This is a genomic window from Nonomuraea sp. NPDC050310, assembly GCF_040655795.1.
In the GTDB taxonomy this organism is placed as follows: domain Bacteria; phylum Actinomycetota; class Actinomycetes; order Streptosporangiales; family Streptosporangiaceae; genus Nonomuraea.
In genome coordinates, this window is sequence record NZ_JBFAKP010000015.1 from 129394 (window position 1) to 148043 (window position 18650).

The following is an 18650-nucleotide window of genomic DNA, read 5'->3' on the forward strand; positions in this document are numbered from 1 at the left end:
GGGCAGGTCCTTGGAGACGCTCAGGATGATCGTGGCGATCCGGCCGGGCACGCCGAACTCGGTCTCCTCCATGAACCGAACCTTATTCGGTTGGGGCTGGCCGATCCAAGGGGCGCCGGGAAACCCACCTCCCATGAGAGAGCCCGTGAGGCCTGGCCGACCGTCGTAGCTCCGGCCCTCGGGTGGCGGGGCGCTCTGTTCGGAGCCGCCGAGCCTGCGCAGTCCGTCCCGGTGCTGCCGAGCCGGGCGGCCAAGGGGACCAATCGGAGTCAAGTCCGACTTGACTGTCGGGGATGCCGAAACCCATGCGTCCCATTGATCCACAAGTGATTTCCAAGCGTGGCTTGTTCTTCTGACGTCAAGGCAGAAAGTCAACCGACCAGCAGAAAGGACCCTATGAGCAACACGCGCAAGGCCCTGGCAGCCGTGGCGGCGTTCCTCGCCGTCGGTGTCGGGAGCCTCATCACCTCCGCCCCCGCCTCGGCGGTGGACAACGACCGCTGCCCGTACGGCTACGAGTGGTGCGACGACGGCTGGGAGGGCAACGAGAACGATCCCGGCAGCGGCGGCATGGGCTGGCCCTGACCTGACCCCAGCGGCCCCTTAGGCAGCCGTCTCCCAAGCGGCTGGATGAGTGATTCGTGGATCTAGCCGCAGGATCGGGGGCGAGGGTGTCCAGGGTCTGTCTGTGAACGGAGACTCGGGGCACCCTCGAACGGCACTACAGGAAGCTCGATGAGCTTTTGAAGGGTTCGCCGTCCTGCAACGTGGCTGCATGACCATCAGCGTCGACTTTGACGCGCCCATCCGCCGCTGCTCCCGAGGGTGGGCGGACGGAACGATCTACGACCCGCCCACCACCGGCGCGCTGGAGGCGCTCAGCCGGCTCATGGCCGTCGACGACTCGTGCAAGGTCTGCGGCGGGTGCGGCGACGGACCCGAGCTCGACCTGCCTCCGAGGCCGCCGTGGGAGTGCGAAGTCTGCGAGCGCACAGACCAGATCACCTTCTGGACCGAGCGCGGCCGGCTGCTCGTCACCAGCCGCAAGCCGCCAGCCACGGCGTACGTAGACGACCGCGCCGTGGCGTTCACGAACAGTTGTCCGGAGGCTCAGGCCGGTGTGGCGGCGCCCAGTCCGCGGCTTGACCTCGGCGCGACAGCCCCGCCCGCATGACGGCCGCCGCGAAGGTGAGGGCGGTGTTAGCCGGCGGGGGGGCGCGTTCCTGGCGCTGCGGATGACTGTAGCCACGGCCCGGATGTCGGCCTGCTCGGTGGGCAGGCCAGGGCTGCCTTCCATGATCTGTCCGGCGAGCTCCTTGAGCGCGGCCGGGTCGACGCAGTAGGTGGAGGCGATTCGCAGCAGGGCCCGCATCTGGCGGTGCCAGGTGGTGTCGTTCGGGCGCTCGGCGCGGGCAGCTTCCTGCGCCGCCCGATACTCCGGGCGGGCCCGTTCGATGGGGAGCGGACCGCCTCCGGCGCCTTGGCCGCACTCTCGACAAAGACTGCGCAGCGGCTCGGGGCTGAGCCCTCGCTTCCAGGTGCCGGGCCTGCGCCGGGTGGCGTTGCGTCAGGGCCAGCAGCGCAAGTGGTCGCTGCGCACGGCGGATGCCGCGTGCCAGGAGCCGACCGCCGAGTACAAGCAGCCGGTGCGGGCGTGCGTGAATCTGCTGGCCGACTGCTGCGATACCGGTGCATGGCCGTGCAGGGTGGAGTGCGCTGCAACCGGGCGAAGGCAGGGTGGAACTGGTCGCCGCGCTCGCGACGGAGGCGGCCGGCGGGGGATGATCGTTAGACAGCCGTCGTTAATTTCGTCAAGAATCTAGTTCGTTCCTGGGCGGCCGAGTCATGGGACATCGGAGGATGGTCGTGGAAAGACGGCGCGTCGCCCTGGTGACGGGCAGCTCGCGGGGACTTGGCGCCGCCATCGCCCGCAGGCTCGCCCGCGACGGCCTGGCCGTGGCCGTCAACGGGCTGCGCGGCGACGGGCAGGTGGACGAGGTCGCCCACGCGATCGCCGACGACGGCGGGACCGCGGCCGGTTTCGCCGCCGACGTCACCGACGCGCGGCAGGTCGCCGGCCTGGTGGATGCGGTCGCCGCGTCCCTGGGGCCGGTGGACGTCCTCGTGCTGAACGCCACCGGCCCGCAGCCCGAGGCGCCGGTGGCCGAGGTGGCCTGGCAGGACCACCTGGCGCAGCTCGACTTCTTCGTCAAGAGCCCGGTGCTGCTCGGCCGGGCCGTCCTGCCGGGCATGGCGGAGCGCCGCCACGGCAGGATCGTCATGATCGACTCCGAGGTGGCCGACCGGCCGCCGCCCGGCAGGTCCGCCTACGCCGCCGCGAAGAGCGCCCAGATCGGGCTCATGCGGGCCTGGGCCCGCGAACTGGCCCCCGCCCGGGTCACCGTCAACGCCGTCGCCCCCGGCTTCGTCCCGGTCGAGCGGCACGCCGACGTGCCCGAGGAGGTACGGCAGGCATACCTAGCCACGGTGCCCGCCGGACGGATGGGAGCTCCTGACGACGTCGCCCACGCCGTCGCCTTCCTGGTCTCCGAGGAGTCCGGATTCATCACCGGCCAGCGCATCGTGGTCGACGGAGGCCGCGCGCTGGGCGGCTGATCACCCTGGCCGATCGAACCCGTGCCGGCGTTTCGGCGATCCGGGCTTGCGCCTCGCGTGACAGTTCCCCTCGGCGGCGGGGATCAGGGTCTCGCGGATGAACGCGCGTAACTCCTCGCGCTGGGGGCGCGGGTGATGGCCAGGACGCTCCTCAGGGGTGGGTTCCCGGCCAGTCCGGCACGGAGGGGGGCAGGTCCTTGGAGACGCTCATCGGGAAGTCGGCGGCGCGCTTGTCGAGGAAGGCGGTGACGCCCTCGGCGGCGTCAGGGGAACGGCCCATGGCGTGGATGAGCGCGGAGTCGGCGCGGTGGGCGTCCCAAGGGGATTCCCAGGACAGGCCTGCCCACATCAGCCGCCTGATCACCGCGACGGAGACGCCGGAGGTGTGGTCGGCGATCTCGCGGGCCAGGGCGTAGGCGGCCGGGAGGAGTTCGTCGTCGGGGAGCACACGGGAGACCAGGCGGCCGCGCAGCGCCTCGTCCGCGTCGAACACCCTGCCGGTGGCGGCCCACTCCATGGCCTGGGAGATGCCGACCAGGCGGGGCAGGAACCAGCTCGACGCGGCCTCGGCGACGATGCCGCGCCGGGCGAAGACGAAGCCGAACCGGGCGCTCCGCGCGGCCAGCCGTACGTCCATGGGCAGGGTCATCGTGACGCCGACGCCGACCGCGGGGCCGTTGATCGCGCCGATGACGGGCTTGAGCGAGGCGGCGATGCGCAGGGCGACCTGGCCGCCGCCGTCGCGGGGCGGCTCGCCCGGCGGGCCGGCGAAGGTGCCGCCGCCGCCTGCCAGGTCGGCGCCGGCGCAGAACGCCCGGCCGCGGCCGGTCACGACGACCGCCCTGACCTCGTCGTCGGCGTCGGCCCGGTCGAAGGCTTCGATCAGCTCGTCGCGCATGCGGTGGGTGAAGGCGTTGAGCCTGCTCTCCCGGCTCAGGGTGATCGTGGCGATCCGGTCGGCCACGCCGTACTCGATCTCCTCCATGAACCGAACCTTATTCGGTTGATGGGGCCGATCCAAGGGGGTGGGGGCATGGTTGACGGTCGCGCCTCCAAGGGGTGCAGGGGCAGGTAGGTGGTCGCCTGCCCCTGCAGCGGTGGCGGAAGGTTTGTGATCGCCGGCCCGGAGGAGGCGGGTGATGGGGGCGGGGGGACCGGGCCATGGGGACGGGGCGAGGGGTGGTGGGAAAGTGGGCATATCGCCCCACCGGTGGCTGCGCGCGCTACGGTAGGTGGTCATGAACGCGGTCCGGCTCCTCCCCCTCCTGCCTCTGATCGCCGCGCTGACCGGCTGCGCCGGCGGCACGGAGCCGGCTGCGGGGCAGATCGTGCCGAACGTGTCGCCGGCGCCGACCATCACCCTGGAGGAGCCGCCCGCGGCCGTCGACGCACCGGCGCCCGACGTCGCGATCCCCACCGGACCGGCCAAGCTGGCCGCGGCGCTGAAGAAGACCACCACCGAGCTCTACGCGGGCATCGACGGGTGGGTGGACAGCGGCAAGGCACGCCCGCCGCAGCACGTGGTGCTGCTGGCGCTGCACCACCAGCGCATCTACCGGACGCTCGCGCGCGACAGCGCCCTGACGGCGTCGGTGGTGCGCCGGCTGCCCCGGGACATGGCCGTCGAGGCCCGGGCGAACACCACCGCGGTCGGCAAGCTGCTGGCCATGGCGCGGCCGATCACCGCGGCGCAGCGGAAGAAGATCCGGCTGGCCACGCCCCTGCCGGCCGGGCGGCTGCGCGGGTACATGCTGCGGGCCGAGCGCCGTTTCGGTGTGGAGTGGGAGGTGCTGGCGGCGATCATGCTGGTGGAGACCCGGTTCGGCCGGATCACCTCCTCCAGCTCCACCGGGGCGCAGGGGCCGATGCAGTTCATGCCGGGGACCTGGCGGGCGTACGGCATGGGCGGGGACGTGCACGACGCACGGGACGCGATCGCCGCCGCGGCCAACTACCTCAAGGCCAGCGGGGCGCCCAAGGACTACCGGCGGGCGGTGTTCGCCTACAACCACGACACGCGTTACGTGGACGCCGTGCTGGCGCATGCCGAGCAGATCAAGCGGGATCCGCGCAGTTTCTACGCCTACTACAACTGGCAGATCTTCGTGCTGTCGGGGCGGGGGACAGCCAAGGAGGACGTCCGGCTGACCGGCCCGCGCTGAGGCCGACGGGTCTTGCCCATGCCGCCCCCCTCTTTTGTCGGTGGCTCCTTCTAGGGTGGGGTCATGGCTGGCACGTGGGGCGGCGACGACGTCGAGCGGGTGCGGGAGCGGGTCACCGAGCTGGTGGCGGGGTTGCCGGGGGTGGGGTCGGAGGAGTCCTTCGGGCACGTCTCGTTCCTGCTGGGGCGCAAGCGGCTGGCCTGGCTGCTGGTCGACCATCACGGGGATGGGCGGCTGGCCTTGTGTGTGAAGGCGCCGCCGGGTGAGCTGGAGACGTTGCTGGCCGCTGATCCGGTGCGTTACTTCCGGCCTGCTTATGTGCGGCATTGGGTGGGAGCCGATCTGATGGCCGCCGAGCCCGACTGGGCCGAGCTCGGCTCCCTGCTGGAACAGGCCTGGCGGTTGACGGCGGGTAAGCGCGCGGTGGCGGCCTACGACGCCCGCGTGCGCGCTCCCGAGGGAGAGAGCGGCTGAGTCCCCGGATGAGCGGATCGCCCTGGGTGGCCGGATCCCCAAGGCTGGGTGGGTCTGCCGGGCCGCCGATCCACGGTGAGTTGATCTTCCGGGTGTAGGCTCGTGATCATGACCGATGTCGTGGTGTTGACCGGGGCCGGCATCTCCACCGAGTCCGGCATTCCCGACTATCGCGGCCCGGCCGGGCTGTGGCGCGCGGACCCCGACTACCAGAAGCTCGTCACCATCGACTTCTACGTCGCCGACCCCGCGGTCCGTCGCCGGTCCTGGGAGTTCCGGCGCGACAGCCCGGCCTGGGACGCCGCCCCCAACCCGGCCCACCGCGCCCTGGTCGAGCTCGAACGCGCCGGCCGCCTCGACCGGCTGATCACGCAGAACGTCGACGGCCTCCACCGGGCCGCGGGCACCGGCGCGGAGCTGCTGCTGGAACTGCACGGGAACATGTGGGGCGTGGCCTGCCTGAGCTGCCCGTACCGCGGCACGCTGCGCGAGGTGCTCGACCGGATCGACGCCGGCGAGGACGACCCCTCCTGTACGGCCTGCGGCGGCATCCTCAAGACGACCACGGTCATGTTCGGCGAGTCGCTCGACCCGGACGTCCTGGCCGAGGCGATCCGCAGCGCCAAGCGTTGCGAGGTCTTCGTCGCCATCGGCACCTCGCTGGAGGTGCAGCCCGCCGCCTCCCTGGCGGGGCTGGCCGCGGCGGCCGGGGCGCGGCTCGTCATCGTCAACGCCGAGCCGACGCCGTACGACCACGCCGCCGCGGAGGTCATCCGCGAGCCGATCGGCACCGCCGTACCGGCTCTGGTGGAGCGGCTGCTGGGCGCCACCCCCGAGCGGTGAAGGCTCCCCGAAGGGCCAGGCAACCGAGGAGAGCTTCTAGGCAAGCGACCAAGCGCTTGTTAGGCTCCAGGCATGATCCCGACGCTCGTCTGGGGCACCGGCAACATGGGCCGGCTGGCCATCCGGGCCGTGGCCGCCCACCCCGCGCTGCGGCTGGCCGGAGTGCTCGTGCACGACCCCGCCAAGGCCGGCCGCGACGCCGGCGACCTCGCCGGACTCGGCCTGCGCCTGGGCGTCCCGGCCACCACCGACATCGAGGCCGCGCTGAGCGGGGAGCGGCTCGCCGTGGTGTACGCCGCCTCCGGCGACCTGCGCCCGGACGAGGCCCTGGCCGACGTGCTGCGCGCGCTCCGGGCCGGCGCGATCGTGGTGACGCCGTCGCTCTACCCCCTCTACGACCCGCCGAGCGCCCCGCCTGACCTGCTGCACGCCGTACGGCAGGCAGCCGAGGAGGGCGGCGGCGCGCTGTTCGTCTCGGGCGTGGACCCCGGCTGGGCCAACGACGTGCTCCCCGCGCTGATCAGCGGCCTCGGCACGGAGGTCGAGGCGATCCGCTGCCAGGAGATCTTCGACTACGCGAGTTACGACCAGCCCGACTCGGTCCGCTACCTGGTCGGCATGGGCCAGCCGATGGACTACGAGCCGCCCATGCTGGCCGCGACCGTGCCCACGATGGTCTGGGGCGGCCAGGTCAGGCTGATCGCCCGGGCGCTGGGCGTGGAGCTGGAGGCGATCACCGAGCACGTCGAACGCCGGGCGCTGGAGTCCACGGTGAGCACCAAGCAGATGGGCGAGTTCGAGGCCGGCACCCAGGGCGCCATCCGGTTCGAGCTGCGCGGCGTCGTCGAGGGCGGGTCCCGGATCGTGGTCGAGCACGTGACCCGCATCCACGCGAGCTGCGCCCCCGACTGGCCGCAGCCGCCGGGCGGTGACGGCGCGCACCGGGTGATCGTGGAGGGCTGCCCGCGCATCGAGGTCACCGTCCAGGCCGCCGACGAGCACGGCAACCACGCCGCGGGCGGCAACGCGACCGCGGTGGGCCGGCTGGTGGGCGCGATCGACTGGCTGGCCGCCGCGCCGCCCGGCGTGTACGACGCGCTCGACGTGCCGATGCGACCGGCCACCGGCAAGCTGGGGCGGAGGCTCGGATGAGGGTGGACATCCCGGAGGGCAAGGACCCGATCGCGTACGTCTGGGGCGAGCTGGTCCCGGAGATCGGCCGCGCCGCGTCCGGTTTCTCCCTGGCCGTCTACGCGCACAGCAAGCTCGGGCTGCGCGAGTTCGAGGCGGCCCGGCTGCGGGTGGCGCAGCTCAACGGGTGCCTGTTCTGCCTCGACTGGCGGACCGAGCGCGACGGCGAGAAGGTCGAGGACGGCTTCGACCGGGCGGTCGAGCAGTGGCGCACCACGCCGGCCTTCGACGAGCGCACCCGGCTGGCCGCCGAGTACGCCGAGCGCTACGTCCTCGACCACCACGGCCTGGACGAGGACTTCTGGACCCGGCTGGCGGCGAGCTACAGCCAGGCGGAGATCGTCGAGCTGACCATGTGCCTGGGGTCGTGGCTGGCCTTCGGCCGGCTCAACCGGGTGCTGGGCATCGACGCGGTCTGCGTGCTGCCCTCGCATCCCGGCTCCGGCTAGCGCGCCGGGGGCAGGTGGGCGAGGTCGGCCTCCATGCGCCGGGCCGCCTCGCGCAGTTCGGGCAGGATCGTGCCGGTCAGGTGGGCGAGCGGGGCGCGGCTGGCGTGCGTGGCGACGTTGACCGCGGCCACGACCCGGCCGTCGCCCGAGTGCAGCGGGACCGCGATGGAGCGCACGCCTTCCTCCAGCTCCTGGTCGACGACGGCGTAGCCGGTTGCTTCCGCCTGCCGTACGGCTGCCGCGAAGGCTCCGGGGTCGGTGAGGGTACGGCGGGTCAGCGGGGTGAGAGTGAGCGCGGCCAGGCGCTCCGGCGGCTCGGCGGCCAGCAGGACGCGGCCCATGGAGGTGGCGTGGGCCGGGAAGCGGGTGCCCACGGTGATGTCCACGCTCATGATGCTGGTGGTCGGGACGCGGGCGACGTAGAGCACGTCGTCGCCGGAGAGCACGGCGACCGAGGCCGACTCGCCCACGCGGGCGGCGAGCGCGGCCAGGTGCGGCTGGACGAGCTGGGCCAGGGTCTGGCCGGACAGGTGGGCGTAGCCGAGCTCCAGCACCCGCGGCGCGGGGGCGAAGCGGTGCTGGCCGCGCACGTAGCCCAGCGCGGCGAGGGTCTGGACGGCCCGCCGTACCGTCGCCCGGGGCAGGCCGGTGGCCACGGCCGCCTCGGCCAGGGTGAGGCCGCCCGGCGCACCCCCCAGCGCGGTGAGCACGCCGAGGCCGCGGGCCAGGGACTGCAGGTAGGAGGCGCCGAGCTCGCCCTTGGGCTCGCGGGAACGGTCGGCGGTGGCGACCGGCCGGTCGGCACCAGGGGCGGGACTAGCCAGGGCGGTTTCCATGGCGGCGACCGTGCCGGTGAGGTACGGCAGGGCGTGCTCGCGCAGCTCGGCGGCGGTGTGCCGGCTGGTGTGGCTGGTCACGCTGAGCGCGTAGACCACGTCCCCGCCGGGAGCGCGGACGGGCGCGGCGACGGCGATGAGGCCGGGCTCGACGAGCTGGTCGTCCACGGCCCAGCGCAGCGCCGGGTCGAGCAGGACCAGCCCGGCGGCGCAGCGATCGGCGGGCAGGAGGTCGCCGACGCGCAGGGAGACCGCCATCGCGCGGCGGCGGGTGTGCCGGGCGACGAAGCGCACCGAGTCGCCGTCCAGGACGGCCAGGGAGACCGACTCGTCCAGGCGCTCGGCCAGCTCGGCGGCCGGGCGGTCGAGGGCGGGCAGGCCGCCCGCGGCGAGGTAGGCGGCGCCCAGCTCCAGCAGGCGCGGGGCGAGCAGCACGTCCTTGCCCTCGGCGCGCAGGTGGCCGAGGTGCACGAGGGTGGCGAGCACGCGGTCGACGGTGGCGCGGGCCAGGCCGGTCGCCTGCACCAGATCCGTGGCGCGCAGCCGGCAGCCGGGCGCGGCGGCCAGGGCGCGCAGGACCGACAGCCCCCGCTCCAACGCCCCGTGCGGCTCCACTCCCCGGCCTCCGATCCTTTGACAGCCCGGCGCCCGGGTCACCATACTCAGCTCAGCACAATAGTGAACTTTAGTTCACTATGCGAACGCTTGGAGCGGCTATGGACAAGGTGGTCGGCACCGCCGCGGAGGCGCTCGCCGGCGTAAGCGACGGCGCCTCCTTCGCGGTCGGCGGCTTCGGCCTCAGCGGCGTCCCGACCGTGCTGATCGAGGCCCTGTTCCACAGCGGCGTGCGCGGCATCGGCGTGGTCTCCAACAACTGCGGCACCGACGGCGGCGGCCTGGGCCTGCTGCTGAGCGCCGGGCGGATCGCCCGGGTGACGGCCTCCTACATCGGGGAGAACAAGGAGTTCGCCCGGCAGTACCTCGCCGGGGAGATCGAGGTCGAGCTCACCCCGCAGGGCAGCCTCGCCGAGCGGCTGCGCGCCGGCGGGTGCGGCATCCCCGCCTTCTACACCCCCGCCGGGGTCGGCACGCCGGTCGCCGAGGGCGGGCTGCCGCTGCGCCACCACCCGGACGGGTCGGTCGCGCTGGCCTCGCCTCCCAAGGAGGTGCGCGAGTTCGGCGGCCTGCCGTACGTGCTGGAGCACGCGATCACCACCGACTTCGCGCTGGTGCGGGCGGCGCGCGGCGACCGGCACGGGAACCTGGCCTTCCGCAAGGCGGCCCGCAACTTCAACCCGCTGGCCGCGATGGCCGGGCGGATCACGATCGCCGAGGTCGAGGAGCTGACCGAGCTCGACCCGGACGAGGTGCACGTGCCGGGCGTCTTCGTGCAGCGCGTGCTGCCGCTGACGCCGGAGCAGGCCGCGGCCAAGGGCATCGAGAAGCGGACGGTGCGCCCATGAGCTGGTCCAGGGACGAGATGGTCGCCCGCGCGGCGGCCGAGCTGCGCGACGGCGACTACGTCAACCTCGGCATCGGGCTGCCCACCCGCATCCCGTCGCTGCTGCCGCCGGACGTCTCGGTGACGCTGCACTCGGAGAACGGCGTGCTGGGCGTGGGCCCCTACCCCACCGAGGCCGAGGTGGACCCGGACCTGGTGAATGCGGGCAAGGAGACGGTCACCGTCCTGCCCGGCGCGGCCTTCTTCGACTCGGCGCTGTCGTTCGGCATGATCCGCGGCGGGCACATCGACGTCGCGGTGCTCGGCGCCATGCAGGTCTCGGCCCGCGGCGACCTGGCCAACTGGATGGTTCCGGGACGGCTGGTGAAGGGCATGGGCGGAGCGATGGACCTGGTGCACGGCGCCCGGCGCGTTCTGGTGATCATGGAGCACACGGCCAAGGACGGCAGTCCGAAGCTGGTGGCCGAGTGCTCGCTGCCGCTGACCGGCCGCGCCTGCGTGCACCGCGTCATCACCGACCTGGGCGTCCTGGACGTCACCGGCCAGGGCTTCGCGCTCGTCGAGACCGCGCCCGGCGTGCGGGTGGACGAGCTGCGCAGCCGTACGGGAGCGGAGATCTCATGAAGACCGTCTACATCGCCGACGCCGTCCGCACCCCCATCGGACGGTACGGCGGAGCCCTCGCCACGGCCCGCCCCGACGACCTGGCCGCGCACGTCGTGCGGGCGCTGGTGGACCGCACCGGCCGCGAGCACGTGGACGAGGTGCTGTTCGGCAACGCCAACGGCGCGGGCGAGGAGAACCGCAACGTGGCCAGGATGGCCGCGCTGCTGGCCGGGCTGCCGGTGAGCACGCCCGGCGCCACGGTCAACCGGCTGTGCGGCTCCGGCATGGAGGCGGTGATCCAGGCCTACCGCGCCATCGCGCTCGGCGACGCCTCGGCGGTCATCGCCGGCGGGGTCGAGTCGATGAGCCGGGCGCCGTGGGTGCTGCCCAAGCCGGAACGCGGGTACCCGGCGGGCGGGGCGGAGCTGGTCTCGACGACGCTGGGCTGGCGGCTGGTCAACCCGCGCATGCCCGCCGAGCACACGGTGCCGCTGGGCGAGGGGGCGGAGCTGATCGCCGACCGGTACGGGGTCAGCCGCGAGGCGCAGGACGCCTACGCGCTGGCCAGCCATGCCAAGGCGGCCAAGGCCGACTTCTCGCGGGAGATCGTGCCGGTGGGCGAGGTCTCGGCGGACGAGGGCATCCGGCCGGACAGCTCGATGGCGGCGCTGGCCAGGCTGAAGCCCGCTTTTCGTGCCGGTGGGACGGTGACGGCGGGCAACTCCTCCCCGCTCAACGACGGGGCCGCGGCCCTGTTGCTGACCGACGAGGCGGGGTTGAACGGGCGGGAGCCGCTGGCGCGTATCGCCGCTTCCGGGGTGAGTGCGCTCGAACCGGCATTGTTCGGGCTGGGGCCGGTCGAGGCCAGCCGGCGGGCGCTGGCCCGGGCCGGGCGAGGGTTCGGCGACGTGACCACCGCCGAGCTGAACGAGGCGTTCGCCGCGCAGGTGCTCGGCTGCCTGGCCGAGCTGCCCGAGCTCGCCCCGGACCTGGTCAACCCGGACGGCGGGGCGATCGCGCTGGGGCATCCGCTGGGCATGTCCGGGGCGCGCATCACCGGCACGCTCGCCCACCGCCTGGCCCGCGCCGGCAGCGGCACCGGCCTGGCCTCCCTCTGCATCGGCGTCGGCCAAGGCCTGGCCATCGTCCTCGAAAGGTGACCCGCGCGGGCCTCGCTCGCGCCGGGATGTGCTCGAAAGGTGACTCCCCCATGCTGACGCAAGCCGACATCGATCGTGAGATCGCCGAGTGGCGGGGCGGCGGCACCGCCGACGGCCATCCGCCGCGCGACTACGCCCCCTACCGCAGCAGCCTGCTGCGCCACCCCAAGCAGCCCCTGGTCGCCGTCAAGGACCCCGACGCGGCCGAACTGCACGGCCCGGTCTTCGGCGTCACCGACGTCACCGCGCTCGACGCCGACCTGACCCGCCAGCACCACGGCGAACCGCTCGGCGAGCGCATCACCGTCGAAGGGCGCGTCACCGACCGGCAGGGCCGCCCGGTGCGCGGCCAGCTCGTCGAGGTGTGGCAGGCCAACGCCTCCGGCCGCTACCCGCACCAGCGCGACGACCACCCCGCCCCGCACGACCCGAACTTCTCCGGCGTCGGCCGCTGCCTGACCAGCGAGGACGGCTCCTACAAGTTCACCACGATCAAGCCCGGCGCCTACCCCTGGCGCAACCACCGCAACGCCTGGCGTCCGGCGCACATCCACTTCTCCGTCTTCGGCACCGCCTTCGCGCAGCGGCTGGTGACGCAGATGTACTTCCCCGGCGACCCGCTGTTCGCCTTCGACCCGGTCCTGCGCTCGGTCACCGACGAGCGCGCCCGCCAGCGGCTGGTCGCCGCCTACGACCACGAGCTGTCGGTGCCGGAGTGGTCGCTCGGCTACCGCTGGGACATCGTGCTCGACGGCCCCGCCGCCACCTGGACGGAGTCCTGATGCTGCCGCCCACCCCCTCCCAGACCGTCGGCCCCTTCTACGGCTACGCGCTGCCCTTCCCGGGCGGCGGCGACCTCGCCAGCGGCGGGATCACCGTGCACGGGCTCGTCCTCGACGGCGCCGGGGAGCCCATTCCCGACGCGTTGCTGGAGTTCTGGCAGGCCGACGCGGCCGGATCGCTGCGCGGCGCGCCCGGCAGCCTGCGCCGCGACCCGGTCACCGGGGCGATCGTCGGGCGGCACGGCGCGGACTTCACCGGCTTCGGCCGCGTCGCCACCGACGCCGACGGGCACTGGATGGTGCGCACCGAGGTGCCCGCCACGGGGTACATCAGTGTCTGCCTGTTCGCGCGCGGCCTGCTGCATCACCTGTACACGCGGATCTACCTGCGGCCCGATCCGTTCGTGGCGGCGCTGGAGCGGGGTGAGACGCTGCTGGCCGTACCGGAGCGGGACGGGGTGTGGCGCTGGGACCTGCGGCTGCAGGGGGCGAAGGAGACGGTCTTCCTTGACTTCGGATGACGCCGGTAGCTGGGCGGACGTGGGCCTGCTCGCGCCGGCGCGCGGGGCGGTGCGCGAGAGCGGCGACGAGGCCGTGCTGCGCGCCATGCTGGCGGCGGAGGTCGCCCTGACCCGGGTGAGCGGCGCTCCGGCGGAGGCGGCCGAGGCCGTGGCCGCCGCGGCGCGCGAGCTGGCCGTACGCCCGGCCGAGCTGGCCGCCCGGGCCCGCGCGGGCGGCAACCCGGTGATCCCGCTCGTCGAGCTGCTGCGCGCGGCGGCGGGCGAGCACGCCCGCTGGGTGCACCCCGGCGCGACCAGCCAGGACATCCTGGACACCGCGTTGATGCTGGTCACCCGGGACATCCTGCGGCCGATCCTGGCCGACCTGGACGCCGTCGCGCGGGCGCTGACCGCGCTGGCGCGGGAGCATCGTGACACGCCGATGGCCGCGCGCACGCTGACCCAGCAGGCCGTGCCGACCACCTTCGGGCTCAAGGCCGCCGGCTGGCGCAGGCTGGTGCTGGACGCGCGGGCCCGGCTGGCCGCGCTGGCACCGCCCGCGCAGCTCGGCGGTCCGGCGGGCACGCTCGATCCGGCCCTGACCGCCGCCTTCGCCCGCGAGCTCGGCCTCGCCGAGCCGCCGCTGCCCTGGCACGTCCTGCGCACCCCGATCGCCGACCTGGCCGGGGCGCTGGCCTTCGCCTCGGGCGCGCTCGGCAAGCTCGCCCTCGACGTGCTGGTGCTGTCGCGGACCGAGATCGGCGAGCTGTCGGAGGGCGTCGGCGGCGGGTCGTCGTCGATGCCGCACAAGCACAACCCGGTCAGGTCCGCCCTGATCGCCGCCGCCGCGCGGCAGGTGCCCGCGCTGGCTTCCGTGCTGTACGGCTCGCTGGCCGCCGAGGACGAACGCCCCGCCGGGGCCTGGCACGCCGAGTGGCAGCCCCTGCGCGAGGCCCTGCGCCTGGTGGCCGGCGCCGCCCGCGACGCCGCCGAGCTCGTCGCCGGCCTGCGGGTGCATCCCGGGCGCATGCGCGCCAACCTGACCGTCGAGGGCGACACCGGCTCGGCCGCCGCCCTGGTGACGCGAGCCCTGGAGGAACGACAGTGAGCCTCGAGTTCGTGATCGACGGCCCCCCGCACGGCGAGCCGCTCGTGCTCGGCCCGTCGCTGGGCACCACCGCCCGGCTGTGGGAACCGCAGCTCGCGGCGCTGGCCACGCGCTTCCGGGTGGTGCGCTTCGAGCTGCCCGCGCTCTCCTCGATGGAGGAGCTCGCCGCGGCGGTCGTGAAGCTCGCCGACGAGCTCGGCTTCGCCGCCTTCCACTACGCGGGCGTCTCCATCGGCGGCGCGATCGGCGCGACCCTGGCCCTCACCCACCCGTCCCGGCTGCGCTCGCTGGCGCTGGTCTGCTCGGCCGCCCGCTTCGGCGAGCCGGACGGCTGGCACGAGCGGGCCCGGCTGGTCCGCGCCCAGGGCACCGGGCCGCTGGCGGATCTGGCCAGGCAGCGGTGGTTCGCGGTGCCGCCGCAGCCCGGCGACGCCGTACGGGAGGCCCTGCTGGCCGATCTGGCCGCGGCCGACCAGCAGGCCTATGCCGCCTGCTGCGAGGCGCTGGCCGGCTTCGACGTGCGTGACCGGCTCGGCGAGATCGGCGTGCCGACCCTGGTGCTCGCCGGGCGCGACGACCCGGCGACGCCGCCCGCGCAGGCCCGGCTGCTGGCCGACGGCATCCCCGGCGCGACCCTGGTCGAGCTGGCCGGGGCCGGGCACCAGGCGACCGTGGACCGGCCCGCGCAGGTTACCGCGGCGCTGCTGGCGCACCTGCCGGCCGCGTCGGGGACGGCGGTGCGGCGCGAGGTGCTCGGCGACGAGCACGTGGACCGGGCGCTGGCCCGCACCACGCCCTTCACCCGCGACTTCCAGGACCTGATCACCCGCTACGCCTGGGGCGAGATCTGGACCCGCCCGGGCCTCGACCGGCGCACCCGCAGTTGCGTCACGCTCACCGCGCTCGTCGCCCGAGGCCACCTGGAGGAGCTGGCCCTGCACGTGCGGGCCGCCCGCCGCAACGGGCTGAGCGCCGACGAGATCGGCGAGGTGCTGCTGCAGACCGCGATCTACTGCGGCGTCCCGGCGGCCAACGCCGCCTTCGCCGTCGCGCAACGAGTACTGGAGGACGAGTGAACCGCACCCGGGTCGGGATCATCGGCGGCGGCCCGGCGGGGCTGCTGCTCGGCCACCTGCTGGACCGGGCCGGGATCGCCAACGTGGTGCTGGAGAGCCGCACGCGCGCGTACGTCGAGCACCGCCAGCGGGCCGGGATCCTGGAGCAGAACACCGTGGACGTGCTGCGCGAGTGCGGCGCGGGCGCGCGCATGGACCGCGAGGGGCTGGTGCACGAGGGCATCGAGCTGCGCTTCGACCGGCGCTCGCACCGGGTGGACTTCCCCGGCCTGACCGGCGGCCGGACCGTCATGGTCTACGCGCAGACCGAGGTGGTCAAGGACCTGGTCGCGCTCCGCGCCGGGCCGCTGCTGTTCGAGGCGGAGGCGCTGGCGGCCGACCCGGACTCAGGGGTGATCCGCTACCGGCACCGGGGCGCCGAGCACGAGCTGGCCTGCGAGCTGATCGTGGCCTGCGACGGCTTCCACGGCATCGGCCGCGCCTCGATGCCCTCGGTCACCACCTACCAGCGCGACTACCCGTTCGCCTGGCTCGGCATCCTGGCCAGCGTCCCGCCCTCGTGCGAGGAGCTCATCTACGCCCACCACGAGCACGGCTTCGCGCTGCACAGCATGCGCTCGCCGTCGGTCAGCCGCCTCTACCTCCAGGTCGATCCGGACGACCACCTCGGCAACTGGCCGGACGAGCGGATCTGGGACGAGCTCGACACCCGCTTCGCGGTGGACGGCGACTGGCGGCTGGAGCGCGGGCCGATCACCGACAGATCGATCACCCCGATGCGCAGCTTCGTGGCCGAGCCGATGCGCTCGGGCCGGCTGTTCCTGGCCGGGGACGCCGCGCACATCGTGCCACCCACCGGGGCCAAGGGGCTCAACCTGGCCGTCGCCGACGTCACCCTGCTGGCCAGGGCGATCATCAGCGGCGACGAGCGGCTGCTGGCGGGCTACTCCGAGGCCGCGCTGCGCCGGGTGTGGCGGGCCGAGCACTTCTCGGCCTGGATGACCGCGATGTTCCACCGCGACCACGGCCAGGACCCGTTCGAGCACCGGCTGCAACTCGCCCAGCTTAGGTACACCGCCGCGTCGGACGCGGCGATGACCTCGCTGGCGGAGAACTACGTGGGCCTGCCCTTTCAGTAGGCGGTGTTGGTGAAGCCGGTGCGGGCCACGATGTCGGCGTAGCCGTTGACGTCGAAGTCCTCGGTGTAGAAGTAGGTGAACCCCGGCGTCCCGGCGGCCACGGCGGTGCCGAACTGGTGGCCGGCCGTGTTGGGGTTCATCCGGATGGCCGGGAAGCGCCCGGCGGTGCTGCCGTCGGCGTTGAAGCCGCGGGCGTAGACCTCCTGGCCGCGGCCGGAGTTCCAGATGTCGGTCTCGGTCCAGCCGGTGACGAACCGGCCCGAGTCGTCCACCGCGATGGACGGGCTGCCCTGCACCGCGCAGACCGCCCCGTCGCACAGCGGCGGGTACTCGTAGGTGGGGTCGGCGTCCGCTCCCTTGCCGTTGACGCCGACCGCCACCGGCCGCTCGGCGAAGCGCTGGGCCAGGGCCGGGGTGAAGCCGCGCACCCGAACCCGCCAGACGCCGTCGAGGTTGTCGCTCCAGGCGACGACGCTGTCGCCGGCTCCGGTCACCGCCACCGCGGGGGCCAGGTGCTGGGCGGCGGCGTTGACGCTGAGCCGGGTACGGCCGGCGAGCGTCGCGCCGGTGGGCGACAGCCGCTTGCCGTACACGTGCTGGGTCTCCTGCCAGGCGACGGTGGCCGCGCCGGCGTGGTCGACGGCGACGTCGGGCCGGGTGCCGGTGCCGACCGCGACCGGGCCGAAGGTCCGGGAGGCGGGCGAGGCGTAGCGGGCGGCGCGGACGGTGCCGGTGGCGCCGTCCTCCCAGACGACGGTGAAGGCGCCGGCGCCGGTCACCGCGATCCTGGGCCGGGTCTGGTCGCCGCCCCATTCGGGGGCGTTGGCCCAGATCGTGGCGCCGAGCGTGCCGGTGGCCGACAGGGTGCGGACAGCGATGTTGTGCTCGCCGCGGCAGTCGCCGTCCTCCGACCAGGCGAGGTAGGCGGTGCCGGCGGAGTCGACGCCGACGGCGGGCTGGCGGTGGTCGAAGCCGCTCGCGCAGCCGACGCCGCCCATGGAGACCTTGACCGGCCCGGTGACCGGCGCGCCGTCGCGGTAGATCCGCGCGTAGACCTCGTTCCCGCTCTCCCAGGTCACCGCGGTGTAGCCGTCGCGCACGGCGGCGGCCCGGGGTGCGCGCTGGTCCTGCGGGCCGTTGGCGGCCATCTGCAGCGCGGCGGCGGGGTAGGCGGCGGGGACGAGCTGGATGAGCTCGTTGTGCATCGCGCGGTAGTCGGCGTCGTAGGCGGCCCAGACCGCCGCGTCGTTCACCCGCACGATGGAGTCGTCGGACCAGGTCAGCGAGCCGCCGATGAGGTTGTGCGAGCCGGTGTAGACCAGGCGCTCGCCGGTCGCGCTCTCGGTGAGCATGATCTTGGAGTGCAGGTTGGCGTGGCCGCAGGTGCCGGCGAGCGGGTAGTGGCAGCCGCCCGGCCGGTAGCTGAAGGTGACGATGCCCTTCTCGGCCAGCTTCACGGCGACGGCGACCGTCTGGTTGCCCTCCGGGACGATCACCTGCACCGTGCAGCCTGCGCCGCGCTTGGCGCCGAGGGCGTTGATGAGGTCCAGGCGCTCGGTGCTGAACTGGGAGTGGGCGATGCGGATGCTGCCGGGGCAGGCGACCGCGTTGACCGCGTCGAGGATCGGGTCGCTGGCGGCCGAGCGCGGGGTCATCCAGACGGTGACCTTGCCCGAGGTGGAGGTGAACGGCGTGGTCCAGGTGTGGTCCTGCTGGGAGGCGAGCTTGTCGAAGACCGCCCGGTAGCCCGCGGCCAGCCCGGCGTCGCCGTAGCTGATCAGCAGGTTCTGGTGCTTGCCGTAGTCGCCGTCGAGGTTCTGGGAGCTCTGGGCGACCACGTCGGTGCGGCCGTCGGCCAGTTCGCTGACGACCATGAACTTGTGGTGCATGATGTCGGCGTTCGTGGGACTGTTGCAGCCCAGGTCGCACAACACGACCCGGCCGGGGCCGAGCGCGGCGGAGAGCTGGTCGAGCTGCGGGCTGTGGCCGGAGTTCTCGGCGACCACGCGCACGTCGACGGACCGCTGGGTGGCGGCCTCGATCAGCGCCTCCTTGATCTGCGTGCTGTCCAGGCGGTAGGTCGCCATGCGCAGGGTGGCGCCGGGCGCGGCCTGGTCGATGAGGTCGAGTGTGCGGGTCTCCAGCGAGCTGTCCACGGTTCCGGTGATACTCGGGTAGGAGAAATGGGCCTCCAACTGGGGGGCGGAGGAGGCCAGGAGTAAGGCCATAATGATCTTCAACATCGT

General features: G+C 73.7%; 19 protein-coding genes. 16 read left to right on the top strand and 3 right to left on the bottom strand.

Annotated features, from left to right (window positions below; translation table 11 throughout):
* Positions 1-396 precede the first annotated feature (396 nt).
* From AB0I67_RS29490 to AB0I67_RS29500, 3 genes are all read left to right on the top strand, one after another.
* Positions 397-585: a hypothetical protein gene (locus AB0I67_RS29490; RefSeq protein ID WP_357929785.1), complete on the top strand. Its 189-nt coding sequence runs from the start codon at positions 397-399 to the stop codon at positions 583-585.
* 190 nt (positions 586-775) lie between these two features.
* Positions 776-1174 carry a hypothetical protein gene (locus AB0I67_RS29495; protein WP_357929787.1) on the top strand — a complete coding sequence of 133 codons (399 nt, stop codon included), beginning with the start codon at positions 776-778 and terminating at the stop codon, positions 1172-1174.
* A 692-nt stretch (positions 1175-1866) separates the two neighbouring features.
* A complete protein-coding gene (locus tag AB0I67_RS29500) occupies positions 1867-2616 on the top strand; it encodes an SDR family oxidoreductase (RefSeq protein WP_357929789.1) in 750 nt (249 codons plus the stop codon).
* A gap of 151 nt (positions 2617-2767) precedes the next feature.
* On the opposite strand, the gene AB0I67_RS29505 is transcribed toward AB0I67_RS29500, so the two are convergent.
* Complete coding sequence (locus AB0I67_RS29505; protein ID WP_357929792.1) at positions 2768-3601, bottom strand: enoyl-CoA hydratase-related protein; 834 nt, start codon at positions 3599-3601, stop codon at positions 2768-2770.
* A gap of 253 nt (positions 3602-3854) precedes the next feature.
* Here AB0I67_RS29505 and AB0I67_RS29510 point away from each other — a divergent pair, with 253 nt between their 5' ends.
* The 5 genes from AB0I67_RS29510 (at position 3855) to AB0I67_RS29530 (ending at position 7735) form a co-directional block, all read left to right on the top strand.
* The gene (locus AB0I67_RS29510; protein WP_357929795.1) at positions 3855-4778 is read left to right on the top strand and encodes a lytic transglycosylase domain-containing protein; all 924 of its coding nucleotides are present in this window, start codon (positions 3855-3857) and stop codon (positions 4776-4778) included.
* 63 nt (positions 4779-4841) lie between these two features.
* Positions 4842-5252, top strand: coding sequence for an MmcQ/YjbR family DNA-binding protein (locus AB0I67_RS29515; protein ID WP_357929797.1), 411 nt, complete (start codon positions 4842-4844; stop codon positions 5250-5252).
* Between the two features lie 108 nt (positions 5253-5360).
* Positions 5361-6095: a Sir2 family NAD-dependent protein deacetylase gene (locus tag AB0I67_RS29520; protein WP_357929800.1), complete on the top strand. Its 735-nt coding sequence runs from the start codon at positions 5361-5363 to the stop codon at positions 6093-6095.
* Between the two features lie 72 nt (positions 6096-6167).
* Positions 6168-7247 (top strand): dihydrodipicolinate reductase, encoded by a 1080-nt coding sequence (locus AB0I67_RS29525; RefSeq protein WP_357929803.1) that lies wholly within the window; start codon positions 6168-6170, stop codon positions 7245-7247.
* Entirely contained in the window at positions 7244-7735 is a 492-nt protein-coding gene (locus AB0I67_RS29530; RefSeq protein WP_357929805.1) for a carboxymuconolactone decarboxylase family protein, read from the top strand. Before AB0I67_RS29525 ends, AB0I67_RS29530 begins: the two co-directional genes overlap by 4 nt.
* Here the strand turns inward: AB0I67_RS29530 and AB0I67_RS29535 are convergent.
* Positions 7732-9186, bottom strand: coding sequence for an IclR family transcriptional regulator C-terminal domain-containing protein (locus AB0I67_RS29535; RefSeq protein ID WP_357929808.1), 1455 nt, complete (start codon positions 9184-9186; stop codon positions 7732-7734). The two genes, AB0I67_RS29530 and AB0I67_RS29535, sit on opposite strands and share 4 nt — an antisense overlap.
* A 101-nt stretch (positions 9187-9287) precedes the next feature.
* Here AB0I67_RS29535 and AB0I67_RS29540 point away from each other — a divergent pair, with 101 nt between their 5' ends.
* From AB0I67_RS29540 to AB0I67_RS29575, 8 genes are read left to right on the top strand one after another with little or no spacing between them, the layout of a single operon-like run.
* Positions 9288-10034, top strand: a complete 747-nt coding sequence (locus AB0I67_RS29540) for a CoA transferase subunit A (protein ID WP_357929809.1) — start codon at positions 9288-9290, stop codon at positions 10032-10034.
* Positions 10031-10657, top strand: a complete 627-nt coding sequence (locus AB0I67_RS29545; protein WP_357929811.1) for a CoA transferase subunit B — start codon at positions 10031-10033, stop codon at positions 10655-10657. The genes AB0I67_RS29540 and AB0I67_RS29545 overlap by 4 nt, the downstream gene beginning before the upstream one ends.
* Positions 10654-11799 carry a thiolase family protein gene (locus tag AB0I67_RS29550; protein WP_357929814.1) on the top strand — a complete coding sequence of 382 codons (1146 nt, stop codon included), beginning with the start codon at positions 10654-10656 and terminating at the stop codon, positions 11797-11799. Before AB0I67_RS29545 ends, AB0I67_RS29550 begins: the two co-directional genes overlap by 4 nt.
* A 50-nt stretch (positions 11800-11849) precedes the next feature.
* Positions 11850-12581 carry a protocatechuate 3,4-dioxygenase subunit beta gene (gene pcaH / locus AB0I67_RS29555; protein ID WP_357929817.1) on the top strand — a complete coding sequence of 244 codons (732 nt, stop codon included), beginning with the start codon at positions 11850-11852 and terminating at the stop codon, positions 12579-12581.
* Entirely contained in the window at positions 12581-13102 is a 522-nt protein-coding gene (locus AB0I67_RS29560; RefSeq protein WP_357929819.1) for a protocatechuate 3,4-dioxygenase subunit alpha, read from the top strand. The genes pcaH and AB0I67_RS29560 overlap by 1 nt, the downstream gene beginning before the upstream one ends.
* Entirely contained in the window at positions 13089-14189 is a 1101-nt protein-coding gene (locus tag AB0I67_RS29565; RefSeq protein ID WP_357929822.1) for a lyase family protein, read from the top strand. The genes AB0I67_RS29560 and AB0I67_RS29565 overlap by 14 nt, the downstream gene beginning before the upstream one ends.
* On the top strand, positions 14186-15265 hold the full coding sequence (pcaC, locus tag AB0I67_RS29570; protein ID WP_357929825.1) for a 4-carboxymuconolactone decarboxylase: 1080 nt from the start codon (positions 14186-14188) through the stop codon (positions 15263-15265). The genes AB0I67_RS29565 and pcaC overlap by 4 nt, the downstream gene beginning before the upstream one ends.
* Entirely contained in the window at positions 15262-16404 is a 1143-nt protein-coding gene (locus tag AB0I67_RS29575) for a 4-hydroxybenzoate 3-monooxygenase (protein ID WP_357929828.1), read from the top strand. The genes pcaC and AB0I67_RS29575 overlap by 4 nt, the downstream gene beginning before the upstream one ends.
* Here the strand turns inward: AB0I67_RS29575 and AB0I67_RS29580 are convergent.
* Positions 16398-18560 carry a phospholipase D-like domain-containing protein gene (locus AB0I67_RS29580; RefSeq protein WP_357929830.1) on the bottom strand — a complete coding sequence of 721 codons (2163 nt, stop codon included), beginning with the start codon at positions 18558-18560 and terminating at the stop codon, positions 16398-16400. The two genes, AB0I67_RS29575 and AB0I67_RS29580, sit on opposite strands and share 7 nt — an antisense overlap.
* Between the last annotated feature and the right edge of the window lie 90 nt (positions 18561-18650).